This window comes from Streptomyces sp. Rer75, assembly GCF_013414305.1.
GTDB lineage: Bacteria > Actinomycetota > Actinomycetes > Streptomycetales > Streptomycetaceae > Streptomyces > Streptomyces himastatinicus.
Genome location: NZ_CP058693.1, coordinates 7766965 through 7780770, shown reverse-complemented (window position 1 = coordinate 7780770; position 13806 = coordinate 7766965). Strand labels below are relative to the sequence as shown.

Here is a 13806-nt window from a genome sequence, read left to right as displayed (position 1 = left end):
TGGGGGTATTCGGAGCCGATCGGGGAGCGGTTTGGTCACGATTCCCGCGCGGGGGCGGCGGGTTCAGGTATGTGCGCCGTGGCCGGGGGCGGCGGCCTCGATGCGGCGGGCGAGCCCGAAGTCCAGCTCGGTGACCTTGCCGCCGACGCTGTGGGTGTTCACGGTGACGGTGACCTTGTTGTAGCCGAGGGTCAGATCGGAGTGGTGGCCCAGCTCGTCCTGGATCCGGGCGACCTCCGCGACCAGGGCCGCGGCCTGCGGATGCCCGTCGAAGACGTAACTGCGGACCAGCCGGTCGTCCGCGACCGACCAGCCGGGCAGCTGCTCCAGACGCTCCTCGATCTCCTCGCGGGCCAGCGGCTCGACTGCCATGGCGGTTCCTCCATCATTGCGCGTCAGGTGATGGCTCGGCCTTCCACCCTGCCACGGGCACCGCCGGGGTTCCGTTACCTTCGGGGCATGACAACTGTCGCGCCGCCCGGGGTGGGCGCGCTGCTGCGCGCATGGCGGGACCGGCGGCGCATCAGCCAGCTGGAGCTGGCGCTGCGCGCCGACTCCTCGGCCCGCCACATCAGCTTCATCGAGACCGGCCGGTCCCGGCCGAGCCAGGAGATGGTGCTGCGCCTCGCCGACCACCTCGACGTACCGGTGCGGGAGCGCAACGCGCTGCTGATCGCCGCCGGATACGCCCCGCACTATCCGGAGCGGGCGGTGGACGACCCGTCGATGAGCGCGCTGCGCGAGGGGATGGAGCGGCTGCTGACCGGCTACGAGCCGTATCCGGCGCTGGTGCTGGACGGGACGTACGAGGTGCTGGCGGCCAACCGGGGCATCCAGGCGCTGCTGGAGGGCGTGGCGGACCATCTGCTCACCCCGCCGATGAACGCGATGCGGATCACCCTCCACCCGGACGGGCTCGCCCCGCGCATCCGCAACCTGAGGGAGTGGCGCGGTCATCTGCTGGACCAGATGGACCGCCAGCTCGCGCTGATGCGCTCCTCGCCGCTGCGCGAGCTGTACGACGAGGTGGCCGGCTATCCGCTGCCCGAGTCGGGCGGGCGGGAGTCGGCCACCGGCGGCGGCCACGCGCCGTTCGCGCTGCCGATGATGATTGAGCAGGGCGGGCGGGTGCTGTCGTTCATCTCGACGATCGCGACGTTCAACACCCCCATGGACGTGACCGTCTCCGAGCTGGCCATCGAGACGTTCCTCCCGGCCGACCCGGAGACCGCCGCCGCGCTCAGGGGCATCACGCTGCCGTAGGGACCCGGTCGAGGAAGCCGAGGACGGAGCGGATGCGGCCGTCCTCCGCGAGGGTGATCACATCGGAGCCGGCGACCGGCGCGGACCCGTCGGGCGCCACCAGCTCCCAGCTGAAGCGGGCGATGGCGTGGTGCCCGTCGACGCTGCCCAGCGGGCGGAACACGAAGCCGGGGAACTGCTCGTGCGCCCCGGCGATGACGGCGGCCAGCTGCTCGTGCCCCCGCACGTCGGCCAGCGGGTCGGTGTAGCCGCCGTCCTCCGTCCAGGCGGCGGCGACGGCCTTGGCGAGGGCCTCCGGCCCGGTGGCGTTCCACGCCTCGAAGTAGCGGGCCACGGCGGTGTCGTAGTCGGTCATCTCGTCCCCTCCAGGGCGGCGGCACAAGCGGCCTCGGGCGGCCTGTGCATGGTCTCGGATCCGGATCCCGGGCCGGAGTGCGCCGGCCCGGAACCCGATGACCTCACTGTGCCGCCGGGGGTACGAGGGGGTCGATTACCGCAGGGGTAATGACCGGGACGGGAGCGCCGGGTTCAGTGGCGCTGGGCCTGCGGGGACTGGGACTCGACCAGGGCGATGGCCTCCTCCTTGGTCGCGACCGAGGGCGGCGAGCCCTCCAGCGGCTTGCGGGCCGTCTCCTTCATCACGGCCGAGGCGATGATGCCGACGATCGCGGCGAGCATCGTGTAGTACGCGGGCATCAGGTCGTCACCGGTGCCGCTGACCAGGGCCTCGACGACGAGCGGGGTGGTGCCGCCGAAGAGGGAGACGGAGATGTTGAAGGCGATGGACAGGGAGCCGTAGCGCACATCGGTCGGGAAGAGCGCGGGCAGGGAGGCCGACATCACGGCGACGTAGGGCAGCAGACACAGGCCCAGCAGCAGCAGACCCGCGAAGACGGGCACCACGCCGCCCTGCTTGATGAGCAGGAAGGAGGGCACCGCGAGGACGAAGAAGCCGATGGACCCGGCCAGCAGCGCGGGCTTGCGGCCGACGCGGTCGGAGAGCCGCCCGACGAAGGTGATGGCGGCCATGAGCACCAGCATCACGATGATGATCGAGACGAGGGCCTTGGTCTCGCTGTAGTGGAGCGTGGACGAGAGGTACGTCGGCATGTACGACAGCAGCATGTAGTCGGTGATGTTGTACGCGGCGACCAGCGCCATGCACAGCACCATCGCGCGCCACTGGGTCCGGAACACCTGCCAGAACGGCAGCGTCGTGCGCTCCTGCGCCGCGGACGCCTCCTCCTCCAGCTTCTGGAAGGCGGGGGTCTCGTCCAGCTTCAGCCGCAGATACAGACCGACGAGCCCGATGGGGGCGGCGGCCAGGAACGGGATGCGCCAGCCCCAGGACATCATCGTGTCGTCGGAGAGCGTCACGGTCAGGATGGTGACCAGTCCGGCCGCGGCGGTGTAGCCGATGAGGGTGCCGAATTCGAGGAAGCTGCCGAAGAAACCGCGCCGCTTGTCGGGGGCGTATTCGGCGATGAACGTGGACGCGCCGCCGTATTCACCGCCGGTGGAGAATCCCTGCATCATGCGGAACAGGATGAGAAGCGCGGGCGCGGCGTAGCCGATGGAGTGATAGCCCGGGATGAGGCCGATGGCGAGCGTACTCGTCGCCATCATGATCATGGTGAAGGACAGCACCTTCTTCCGCCCGATGCGGTCACCGAGCGGCCCGAAAAACATACCTCCCAGCGGCCGTACGAGAAAGGCCACCGCGAACGTCGCGAAGGAGGACAGCACCTGGATCGTGGCGCTCCCGCCGGGGAAGAAGACCTTGCCGATGATGACCGCGAGATAGCTGTAGATCCCGAAGTCGAACCACTCCATGGCGTTCCCCAGCGCGGCTGCCTTGACCGCGCGGTGAACGTCCTTCTCCTCGGTGACCGTGATGTCAGTGCGCCGCAGAGGAGGGTTCTTGCGCCGCTTGATGGCGCGGTGGAGCATGGGGTGCCGGACTGCGGCGGGGGCATCGGAATCGGTCAGGGCAGGCACAACTATTTTCTCTCTCTTCGTCAGACGGATTCGTGCGCCTACCCAGCGGTTCCTGGTTGATGCATCTAACCGGTCTGGAGGTCTCGTGATGGAGTCAGCCGCCCGTGTGTTCGCCCGGCTCAGTACGGACGAGCCGATCACCAATACCGACGTCCTGATGGGCAAGGCCGTGGTGCTCGGCGGGAGCATGGCCGGAATGCTGGCGGCCCGGGTGCTGTCCGACCATGCCGAAAGCGTGGTCATCGTGGAGCGGGACGCCTTACCCGCCGGCGCCGCCCCGCGGCCGGGCACCCCGCACGACGGGCAGCTGCACACCCTGATGCACGGCGGCCGGATGCAACTGCGGCGGCTGTTCCCCGGCTTCGAGGACGAGGCGAAGGCGGGCGGCGCGATCATCTCGTCCCCGTACACCATCCGCGCGTACGCCGACGGCGTCCCGAAGGTGAGCGACGGCACGATGGGGCTGATCTCCAGCAGCCGCCCGTTCCTGGAGTCGCTGGTCCGGCGGCGCACCCTGGCCCTGCCCAATGTGAAGGTCCTCACCTGCCGCGCCCGGGGCCTGGAGTTCCGCGCGGGACGGGTCAGCGGGGTGCGCTGCGGCGGGGCGGGCGAGGACGAATGGGTCGAGGAAGCGGACTTCGTCGTCGACGCCATGGGGCGGGCCAGCAAGCTGGGTGACTGGCTGGAGAAGAACGGCTGGCAGCGGCCCGCGATGCGGCGGATGGCCATCAACATCGACTACGCCACCGGCTACTTCCGGCGCACCGACGCCGACCCGGAGCTGGCCGCGGCCATCGCCTACCGGACCCCCACCGCGACCCCGCCGCGGGTGGCGAGCGGCGCGATCACCGCCATCGAGGACGACCGCTGGCTGATCACCCTGGCCAACTACGGGAAGCAGCCGCCGATCCGGGACGTGGCGGAGTTCCGGAAGCTGTGCGGCGAGCTGCCGCCGGTCTACCGCGAGGCGGTCGCGGGCGATCAGCTCGGCGAGATCCTCCCCTACCACCAGGCCGACAGCCGCCGCCGGGACTTCCATCTCCTCACCCGGTTCCCCGCCCGGCTGATCAGCGTCGGTGACGCGGTCGCCTCGTTCAACCCGATCTACGGGCAGGGCATGTCCTCGGCCACCCTGCACGCCTCGGCCCTGTCGGAGTATCTGCGCTCCCGGCCGGACCTCGACGCCCCCGCCCGGAGCTTCTTCGCCCGCCAGCGCGTCGTGGTGGACGCGGCCTGGCAGATATCCACCTCGGCCGATCTCGCCCGGCCGGACGTGACGGGCCCGTATCCGCGCGGCTACCGCCTGAGCAAATGGTTCGCCGAGCAGATCGCCGACGCCTCGGTGACGGACCGGTCCGTCGCCGTGCGGTTCAACTCGGTGACGTACATGCGCACCCACCCCCGTTCCCTGGCCGCACCGTCCACGCTGCTGCGCGCCCTGCGGGTCAACCGCTCGCAGGGGAAGCCGCAGCGCGAGAAGGGTTAGCCGAATTGTTCGTCTCACTGGCCCGGTTCACCTGCCGCCGCAGCAAACTGGTGCTGTATCTGTCCGGAGTGCTGCTCGTCATAGCGGGCGCGCTGGGCGGCGGAGTGATCAAGGAGCTGTCCGCCGGAGGGTTTGTCGACAACTCGACGGAATCGGCGAAGACCGCGCAGGTCATGGACGACAGATTCCGGGCGGGCGCCCCGGACCTCGTCCTGCTCGTTTCCGACGAACGGGGCGTGGACTCCCCCGCCGTGGCCGCCGCCGGGGCCCGGCTCACCGAACGCGTCGCCGATGAGCCCGGGGTCGAGCAGGCCGCGTCGTACTGGTCGCTGGGCAAGGCCGCGCCGCTGCGCGCCGAGGACGGCCGCCAGGCGCTGCTGATGGCCCGGATCTCCGGCGACGAGGACCAGGTCCAGAGCACCTTCAAACGGCTGGAGAGCCACTACGAGCACCGCGCCGAGGGGCTGGACGTCCGGGTGGGCGGCAACGCCCTCGCCGACAAGGAGATGTCCGAGACCACCGAGAAGGACCTGGTCAAGATCGAGGCGGTGACCTTCCCGGTCCTGCTGGTGGTGATGCTGTTCGTGTTCCGCAGCGTGGTCGCCGCCCTGGTGCCGCTGATGGTCAGCGGGCTGACCATCCTGTCGGTGCTGCTGGTCATCCGCGTCCTGACCCTGTTCACCGAGGTCTCCGCGCTCGCCAGCAACGTCACCACCGGCCTCGGGCTCGGCCTCGCCATCGACTACAGCCTGATCCTCATCAAGCGCTACCGGGAGGAGCGGGGCCAGGGCTCGGAGACCGATCAGGCCATCGCCACGACGCTGCGCACCGCGGGCCGCACGGTGCTGTTCTCCGCGGTGACGGTGACCCTGGCGCTCGGGGCGCTGCTGGTGTTCCCGTTCTACTTCCTGCGCTCGTTCGCGTACGCCGGGATCCCGACCGCCCTGCTCGCCGCGTTCGTCTCGCTCACCTTCCTGCCCGCGCTGCTGAAGGCGCTGGACCACCGCATCGAGAAGGGGCGCGTCCTGCGCCGCCGCACGCCGAAGGCCGAGGAGGCGTCCGGGGAGGGTTTCTGGCACCGGCTGGCCACCGGGGTGATGCGGTTCCCGCTGCCCGTCGCGGGCGCCGTCACCGCGCTTCTGCTGCTGCTCGGCGCGCCCTTCCTCGATCTGCGGCTGAGCCTGCCGGACGAGCGGGTGCTGCCCGCCGAGAGCCAGGCCCGGCAGGTCGGCAACGACATCCGGGACAGCTTCCGGGCCCAGGAGACCCAGGCGCTCAACGTGGTCCTCGACCGTACGCCCGGGCCCGGCGACCGGAACGTGGCCCCGTACGCCGAGCGGCTGTCGAAGCTCGGCGATGTGTCCCGGGTGGACAGCGAGGCCGGGACGTTCACCGACGGACGGCTGGTGCAGCGGCCGTCGGAGCTGTCGAAACGCTTCGGCTCCGGCCACAGCACCTATCTGTCCGTGGTGCCGAGCCACCAGTCGCTCTCGGAGGAGGGCCGCGCGCTGGTCAAGGACATCAGAGACCTCCCGGCGCCCTACCCCGTCCAGGTGGGCGGGCCCGCGGCGGAGCTGACCGACTCCATCGACTCGATGAACGCCCGGCTGCCGGTGGCGCTCGCGGTGATCGCCGCCAGCTCCTTCACCGTGCTGTTCCTCTTCACCGGCTCCCTGCTGCTGCCCCTCAAGGCGCTGATCCTCAACTGCCTGAGCCTGAGCGCCACCCTGGGCGTGCTGGTGTGGGGGTTCCAGGACGGCCATCTGGAGGGGATCGTGGGCGACTTCGTGGTCACCGACTCGATCACCTGGACCGTGCCGGTGCTGCTGTTCTGCATCGCGTTCGGGCTGTCGATGGACTACGAGGTGTTCCTGCTGTCCCGGATCAAGGAGGAGTACGACAGAACCGGGGACAACGTGGCATCGGTCGCCCGCGGACTGGAGCGCACCGGTTCGATGATCACGGCCGCGGCGGTGCTGATCGCCATCGTGTTCCTGGGCTTCCTGATCTCCGGCATCGTCTATCTCAAAGCCATCGGGATCGGGCTGGCGCTCGCGGTGCTGATGGACGCGACGCTCGTCCGGGGCACCCTGGTACCGGCCTTCATGCGGCTGGTCGGCAAGGGCAACTGGTGGGCGCCGAAGCCGCTGCGGGCGCTGCACGCCAAGGTGGGCCTGCGGGAGAAGTGAACACACAAGCGCCGGGCGCGTCCGGGAGGTCCCGGACGCGCCCGGCGCCGTGTGGTCGATCCTCAGTCGCGTGAGCGCCGGGCTTCCGCGCGCTCGGCTTCGGCCTTCAGCAGGGCGTTCGGGGTGATCTCGATGTACGCGGCCTCCTCGTACACCGTGGCCACCGTGCGGTCGTACAGCTTCCGGCCCGCGCCGTACGCGTTCACGATGATCCCCGCGGCGCGCGGCTTCTCCTCGTCCGGCAGTATGCGCGCGGTGCACGGGATGACCGCGCCCTTGGGCTTGCCGCGGATGTTGGACGGGGCGAACAGCACCTGGTCGTTGTTGCGCATCCGCCGGACCTTCCAGGAGTCGCAGCCGGTGCGCAGATACGCCCGGCCGTCCTTGAGGCCGAACCACATCGCCGACGGGACGGGGTCGCCGCTGCGCTTGTAGGTGACCAGGAGGGCGAACCGGCGGCGCTTGAACTGCCGCAGGTCACCGGGGCCGTTGGGGGTCGCCGTGACCTGCCAGGTCACCGGGTCCCGCCAGGAGTCGTACATCCGCAGAAATCGCTGTTCCCACCATTCCTTGCTGAGCAGACGCGGCACGTACGGCCTTCCTTTCTCTTCCGGTCAGGGGATCAGCACGATGCGGCCCGGGCCACCGGCACCGCCCTCGCGGCCCTCCAGCAGGCGGTGGGCGCGCGCCGCCTCCGTCAGCGGAAGCTCGACGCGGACCCTGCCGCGCAGCCGGCCGCTCGCCAGCTCGCGGTTGATGGTCCCGGCGGCGGCCGCGAGGTCCGCCGCCGAGGCGTTGCTGATCGCGAAGCCGTGGAGGCTGATGTCGCGGGTGTAGACGGCGCCGACGGGCAGCACGGCGCGCGCGCCCATCCCGGCCATCAGGACGACGCGGCCGCCCCGGGCGAGCAGCGGGATCGTCGTCTCGAAGTCATGGTGCCCGGAGCAGTCCCACGCCACGTCGACCCCGTCCGGGGCGAGGCGGCGGACCGCGGCGAGGGCTTCCGGGTCGGCACGGTCGAGGACCTGGTCCGCCCCGCAGGAACGGCACCACTCGGCGTTCTCGGCGCGGTCGACGGCGATGACGCGCGCCCCGGCCGCGGTCGCGAGCTGGACCACGGCGCTGCCCACGCCGCCGCCCGCGCCCTCGACGAGGACCGTCTCCCCCGGCCGGAGGCGGGCGTCCCGGAACAGGCCGAGGTGTGCGGTCCCGGCGGTGTGCAGCACGGCCACCGCCGCTACCTGGTCGACCCCGGCGGGCAGCGGATAGAGCCGGTCCACGGGCACGGCGGCGTACTGGGCGAAGGAGCCCTGTCTGCCGTCGTGGCCCAGGCTGTTGCACCACACCCGCTCACCGCGGGCGAAGGTCCCGGCGGGGGTCTCGACGGTGCCGACCAGATCCCGTCCGACCACGAACGGGAAGGGCACCTCGGTGGCGTACGCGCCGGAGCGGACGAAGGTGTCCACGTGATTGGCCGCCACCGCCTCGACCCGGACGAGCGCCTCGTCCGGGCCTGGTACGGGACGGGGCAGCGGCCCGATCCTGATGTCGTCGGCACCGCCGAGGGCGGTGATGTAGGCCGCCGTCATATCGCCGTTCACTGCACTGCTCTCCCGTCGGGGGGCCCGTTCGGGGCCGTTCATGCGAGAACGAAGGCGAGCGCCAGTCCCAGACATCCCAGATCGACCGAGCTGAGCCCGATGAAACGCGCCTTTCGCCACTCTTCCTTTCCGGCACCGTAATAGAGCTGCACGGCGTGGAGCACGACGACAGGCACGACGGTCAGCCCGAGGAGCGGATCGAATCGCGTGGTGGTGAACAACAGGGTCAGCAGGGTGACGCTGGCGGCGAAGAGCAGGGTGAGGAATGCCTTGAACGCCTTGGACGGGAGGAGAACCGCCATGGTGTAGCGGGACACCTCGGCGTCGCCTTCTTTGTCGGACGCGTTCCCGTAGGACACGATCAGCAGGAACCACAGGCCGACCAGGGCGCTGGCGATCAGGGATTCGGCGCTGACCCGGCCCGCGATCAGCCAGTACGGCACCAGCCCGATACAGCCGATGACATAGAAGATGGTGACTTCGAGGCCGCCGGGCAGATAACTGAGTTTCAGCCCGATCGAATACTGCACCGAGGCGATCTGCCCCACGAGCATCACCAGGACGGCGGCCAGCGGCGCCGTGCCGTCCAGGCTGGCCACGGCCCCGAGCCCGGCGGCGATCGCGATCACCCACATCACGATCCCGAAGCGGACCGCCTCGCGCTCCGTCAGCACGCCGGTGAGCAGCGGCTTCTTGGCGACGGTGGAGGCGGGGCGGCCCGCGTAGTTGCGGGCGTCGCTGCCGTCCCGGAAGCCGCCGAGGTCATCGGCGGCGCCCCCGCTCCACTGGGTGGCGCACACCATGAGCAGGGTCAGGGCGAGCGCGGCCGCGGTGTCGCCGCCGACGCGGCCGTCGAGGCGCAGCAGGAGCAGGGCGAGGATCCAGCCGTAGGCGTGGTGGTAGATCCGGACCTTGCCGAGTTGGACGTACCCGATGAGCTTGGTGCCGAGCGGTATCTTCGTCGCGTCGGACGTCGTGCCGGACGCGCTGGTGGCGGTCATGGACACGCTCCCTCAGACGCTTATGGAAAGGCGCTGTTCGGCCAGCGATTTCTTCAGCTGCTCCCGCTTGATCTTTCCGGTGACGGTCCGGGGGAACTCGCTGTCGGGAATGATGACGGGCTCGGCCATGGTGGCGAGCCGACGGGACGCGGATTCCCAGGCCTTGCGCCGGAACGCGGCGCCGGGCCGCAGGGAGAGGACGGGCTGGAGGGTGCCGTCCCTTTCCAGGACGACCAGTTCCAGGAACTCGGGGAACTTCTCCAGCAGGATGTCCTCGATACCGATGCCGCTGATGGCGCCGGAGACCTTGTCGACCTGGCGGTCGATCAGGGTGATGCGTCCGGTGCGCGATTTGGTGCCCCAGTCGCCGGTGTCCCACCAGCGTTTGTCGGGGTAGTTCTTGGACGTCAGATCGGGCCGGTTGATGTATCCCGAGAACACGCCCGGGGTGTTGACGACCATGCGCCCGGGGGTGCCGGCCGGTACGGGCCGCCCCGAGTCGTCGACGATGCGGACCCGGCAGAACGGGAAGCGGGGCCCGGCCGGGTGGCCGCGCAGCAGCTTGGCGCGGCGCAGCCGGCGCAGGGCGCGCAGCGGCTTCTGGGTGCCCTTGAGGTGGCTGCGGATGGCGACGGGCCCGGTCTCGTTCTGCCCGTAGACCTCGACGCACACGGCGAAGCGGTGGTCCGAGCCCTTCAGCAGGGCGCTGACCGTGTCCGGGTGGATGACGTCGAATCCGGCGCCGAAGAAGCGGATCGAGCGGAACGCGCCGCCGGGCGCGAGGTGCTGCCAGGCGCGGAAGGTGTTGGGGTGGGTCTCCAGATAGGTGGGGCGGTGCCGCTTGAGCATCCGGTCCACGTTGTCCGGGGAGTCGTCCTCCAGGAGCAGCAGCGGCGCCTTGCGCATGAGGGCGGCGAGGATGCCGACCACGGTCCGGCCGTGCACGGGTGAGATGGCCAGGGCGAGATGGCCGTCCAGCCGGGACAGCCAGTGGATGACGGCCTGGACGCGGGCGTTGAACTGGATGCTGGCGCTGGAGCATTCGGCCAGCTTGGGGGTGCCGGTGGTGCCGGAGGTGTGCACGACGACGTACGCGGCGTCGGAGGCGACCTCGCGGGGCCGGGATATCCGCTTGTGGTCGGGGAGTTCGGCGGCGATGTCACGCCAGTCGATGAAGGTGCCGATGTCCGGGAAGGTCTTCTCGCTCTCCGCGAGCCGGTCGTCGGTGGAGATGACGGCGGTGATGCCGGAGACGTTCTCCACCATGGAGGCGACGACCGGACCGGAGAGGGTCGGGCTCATCAGGATGGGCACCGCGTCGAGGGCGGTGATGGCCGCGTAGGCGACGATGATGTCGGTCGGGGACTCCAGCCAGACGATGCACCGCCGTCCCGGCTCGATGCCGTGGGACCGCAGGGCGGTCGCGCCGCGGGCGGCGGCGTCGGCGACATCGCCCGGCCGTACCTTCTCGTCCTCGGCCGTGACGGCGATCGGCTGGTGGTCGACGATCCAGGGCTCGGCGTCACTGGGCAGACTCAGCAGCTTGTCGAAGATCAAGGTGGGCCTCTTCTCGGAATGTGCCGGGTTTCCGGATGACCGGGTTACCGCGTGACAAGTTCCAGCAGTTCGTAGACCACGGGGCCTTCCGGCTCGTCCACGGTGGTGGAGTCGAGGGTGATCAGCCGCTGTTTCTCGGCCGCCGCCAGCTCGTCCAGTTCGGCACGGCCGGCCCGGCTGCTGAGCGCGATCAGCACCCGGCCCCCGGGCGCGAGGTGATTCCTCGCCTCGCGGAAATACCGCCGGTGCGCCTCGTATCCGGGGTCGACATAGGCCAGCTCGTGCGCGCTGAGGTCGAGTTCCGGCGGTGCCCACACATTGTTGGAATGCCAGTAGACCACGTCGAACGCGGGTGCGTCGTGGAGCGCGTCGAACAGGTCGCTGTGGACGGAGGTGACCCGGTCCGCGACGCCGAAGCGCTCGGCGTTGAGTTCGGTGTTCTTGACCGCCGCCGGATTGAGATCGGTGGCGTATACGGCGCGGCAGCCCGCGAGAGCGGCTTCGACGGCGATCAGTCCGATGCCGGAGCCGATTTCGAGGAAGGTGCCGCCGACCGGGAATTGCAGCAGGGACAGATGGGCCAGGCTGGATTTGGAGTGCGCCGGGGAGAACACGTCCGGCAGCAGGGTCCATTCCTTGCCGCTCAGCTCGATGTCCCTTTGCTGCCGTACGTCGGCCCGGCTCGCCTCGCTCCGGCTCAAGGGCTGGGTGTAGTCGTACATTCAGCGCTCCGCAGGGGTCGTCGCGTAGTTCTCGATGTCGAAGCGGGCCAGGCCGTTGCGCATCCTTTTGGTGGACCATGGCCAGGTGACGAAGTTCTTGCCGTTTTCGTCGAGATAGACGCTGCTGCATCCGCCGGTGTTGTAAACGGTCGAGGCGAGGCCGCGTTGCACCTCGTCGTTGAACGAGCGGAACGGTTCGGGCCGGATCTCCAGGGCGTCGATGCCCCGGGCGCGTGCGGTGCGGATCGCGTCCACGACGTAGTCGAGCTGGGCCTCGGCGAGGGCGAGCAGCGAGTTGTACATCACGATGTTCGGGCCGAGCAGCAGATAGGCGTTCGGCAGGGCGGGCAGGGTGGTGGCCCGGTATGCCTCGGGGCTCTTGGTCTTCCACGTCTCGGACAGCAGCCGGCCGTCGCGGCCGCGGATGCGTGTCGCGATCGGCGGATGACGCATCTCGAAGCCGGAGCCGAAGACGACGACGTCGACCTCCACCCGTTCGCCGTTCGCCGCGATCAGCTCGCTGCCGTCCGCCCCGGCGAGGGCGTGCGGCACGAGCCGGGCGTTGGGCCGGGTCAGGGCCGGGAGGTAGGTGTTCGACAGCAGCAGCCGCTTGCAGCCGACGGTGAAGTCCGGGGTCAGCTGGGCGCGCAGCTCGGGGTCGGGCACCTGGCGCCGGAGGAGCCCCTTGCCGACCGGGGTGAGCAGCCGGGCGACGCTTCGGCGGCGCATGACCAGGGCCAGCGTCTTCAGGAAGCCGTCGCAGACGCCGCGGAACAGGCGCTGGGTGAGGGGGACGTGCCGGAAGAGCCGCTGGACGGGCCTCGGGACCCGGAAGTCGAGCCGGGGTATCACCCAGGCGGCGGTGCGCTGGAAGACGTACAGCTCGCGCACCTGCGGCTGGATCTCCGGCACGAGCTGGATGGCCGAGCAGCCGGTGCCGATGACGGCGACCCGCTTGCCGGTGAGGTCCACGTCGTGGTTCCAGCGGGCCGAGTGGAACGTGTCGCCGGGGAACCCGTCCAGCCCGGGCAGGGACGGGATGGTCGGCTCGTGGAGCAGACCGGAGGCGAAGATGACGTGCTGGGCGACGAAACGCCCCCGGCTGGTGTCGAGGACCCAGCGGCGGCGGTCCCCGGACCAGGCGGCCTCCAGCAGTTCGGTGCCGAAGCGCAGCGCCGGGGCGAGGCGGAACTTCTCCACCGTGTCCTCGATGTAGGACAGCAGCTCGGGCTGGCCGACGAAATTCCTGCTCCAGCCCGGGTTGGGGTGGAAGGAGAAGGAATAGATCGACGAGGGGATGTCGACGGCGCACCCCGGATAGGTGTTCTCCCGCCAGGTCCCGCCGACCCGGTCGGCCTTCTCCAGCACCAGGAAGTCCGTGATGCCGCCGCGCCGCAGTTTGACCGCGGCGGCGATCCCCGATAATCCCGCGCCGATCACGATGACATGCGCGTGCTGTTCCCCGGCCGGGGCCGGGGTGTCGTCGTCCGCCGGTATATCCATGGGTTTCCCCCTGTCGCGTCACTACGCGCGTTCCAGAATCTCCTTGCTCAACCGCAGTTCCCGCTCCACCGACCCGGGGATGGTGCGCCGCAGTACCGGGTCGAGCATCCAGCGGGTGAGCGGGTTGAACTGAAAGGAAATCATGCGGGTGGCCCGGATGCCGCCGTCCACCGGCACACAGGAGAACCGGGCGCTGAATTCGGCCATCCGGTGATTGAACTTGTTCAGCGGCAAGGGCGCCAGCCGGATGTCGATGCACGAGCCCGGAGTGAGCCGCATCTGGGCGATGGCTTTCGGCTCCGGAAGCCGCAGCCCGGGCAGCCGGGGCTGGAACTTGAACTCGGTGAGATTACCGTTCCTGCGCACCCAGGAGATCGGTCCGACCTTGTCATCGACTTCGACGTAGCGTTCGATGTCCATCACGAAGTCGAGGAAGGCTTCCGGTGTACAGGCGATTGTCTGTTCTTTCTCCACCTTGACCATGAC

At 69.9% G+C, this 13806-nt stretch carries 13 protein-coding genes; 3 read left to right on the top strand and 10 right to left on the bottom strand.

Annotated elements, in window-relative coordinates:
- Nucleotides 1-63: 63 nt before the first annotated feature.
- The gene (locus HYQ63_RS33555; protein ID WP_179937525.1) at nt 64-372 is read right to left on the bottom strand and encodes a 4a-hydroxytetrahydrobiopterin dehydratase; all 309 of its coding nucleotides are present in this window, start codon (nt 370-372) and stop codon (nt 64-66) included.
- A gap of 87 nt (nt 373-459) precedes the next feature.
- On the opposite strand from HYQ63_RS33555, the gene HYQ63_RS33550 reads away from it, so the two are divergent.
- Nucleotides 460-1263 carry a helix-turn-helix domain-containing protein gene (locus HYQ63_RS33550; RefSeq protein ID WP_179937524.1) on the top strand — a complete coding sequence of 268 codons (804 nt, stop codon included), beginning with the start codon at nt 460-462 and terminating at the stop codon, nt 1261-1263.
- Here the strand turns inward: HYQ63_RS33550 and HYQ63_RS33545 are convergent.
- Both HYQ63_RS33545 and proP read right to left on the bottom strand, forming a co-directional pair.
- Nucleotides 1250-1618 (bottom strand): nuclear transport factor 2 family protein, encoded by a 369-nt coding sequence (locus tag HYQ63_RS33545; RefSeq protein WP_179937523.1) that lies wholly within the window; start codon nt 1616-1618, stop codon nt 1250-1252. The genes HYQ63_RS33550 and HYQ63_RS33545 overlap by 14 nt on opposite strands.
- Nucleotides 1619-1791: 173 nt before the next feature.
- Nucleotides 1792-3213, bottom strand: coding sequence for a glycine betaine/L-proline transporter ProP (gene proP, locus HYQ63_RS33540; RefSeq protein WP_179940765.1), 1422 nt, complete (start codon nt 3211-3213; stop codon nt 1792-1794).
- Nucleotides 3214-3349: 136 nt separating this feature from the next.
- On the opposite strand from proP, the gene HYQ63_RS44075 reads away from it, so the two are divergent.
- A complete protein-coding gene (locus HYQ63_RS44075) occupies nt 3350-4747 on the top strand; it encodes an NAD(P)/FAD-dependent oxidoreductase (RefSeq protein WP_218929591.1) in 1398 nt (465 codons plus the stop codon).
- Between the two features lie 5 nt (nt 4748-4752).
- Entirely contained in the window at nt 4753-6936 is a 2184-nt protein-coding gene (locus tag HYQ63_RS33535; protein ID WP_218929590.1) for an MMPL family transporter, read from the top strand.
- A 62-nt stretch (nt 6937-6998) separates the two neighbouring features.
- On the opposite strand, the gene HYQ63_RS33530 is transcribed toward HYQ63_RS33535, so the two are convergent.
- From HYQ63_RS33530 to HYQ63_RS33500, 7 genes are read right to left on the bottom strand one after another with little or no spacing between them, the layout of a single operon-like run.
- Nucleotides 6999-7526 carry a PPOX class F420-dependent oxidoreductase gene (locus HYQ63_RS33530; RefSeq protein WP_179937521.1) on the bottom strand — a complete coding sequence of 176 codons (528 nt, stop codon included), beginning with the start codon at nt 7524-7526 and terminating at the stop codon, nt 6999-7001.
- 24 nt (nt 7527-7550) lie between these two features.
- Nucleotides 7551-8525, bottom strand: a complete 975-nt coding sequence (locus HYQ63_RS33525; protein ID WP_179940764.1) for an NADPH:quinone reductase — start codon at nt 8523-8525, stop codon at nt 7551-7553.
- A 50-nt stretch (nt 8526-8575) separates the two neighbouring features.
- Nucleotides 8576-9538 carry a UbiA family prenyltransferase gene (locus tag HYQ63_RS33520; RefSeq protein ID WP_179937520.1) on the bottom strand — a complete coding sequence of 321 codons (963 nt, stop codon included), beginning with the start codon at nt 9536-9538 and terminating at the stop codon, nt 8576-8578.
- A gap of 12 nt (nt 9539-9550) precedes the next feature.
- On the bottom strand, nt 9551-11095 hold the full coding sequence (locus tag HYQ63_RS33515) for a class I adenylate-forming enzyme family protein (RefSeq protein ID WP_179937519.1): 1545 nt from the start codon (nt 11093-11095) through the stop codon (nt 9551-9553).
- 44 nt (nt 11096-11139) lie between these two features.
- The gene (locus HYQ63_RS33510; protein ID WP_179937518.1) at nt 11140-11817 is read right to left on the bottom strand and encodes a methyltransferase; all 678 of its coding nucleotides are present in this window, start codon (nt 11815-11817) and stop codon (nt 11140-11142) included.
- Complete coding sequence (locus HYQ63_RS33505) at nt 11818-13320, bottom strand: NAD(P)/FAD-dependent oxidoreductase (RefSeq protein WP_179937517.1); 1503 nt, start codon at nt 13318-13320, stop codon at nt 11818-11820. It abuts the gene before it with no gap.
- 21 nt (nt 13321-13341) lie between these two features.
- Nucleotides 13342-13803, bottom strand: a complete 462-nt coding sequence (locus HYQ63_RS33500; protein WP_123103782.1) for an SRPBCC family protein — start codon at nt 13801-13803, stop codon at nt 13342-13344.
- Between the last annotated feature and the right edge of the window lie 3 nt (nt 13804-13806).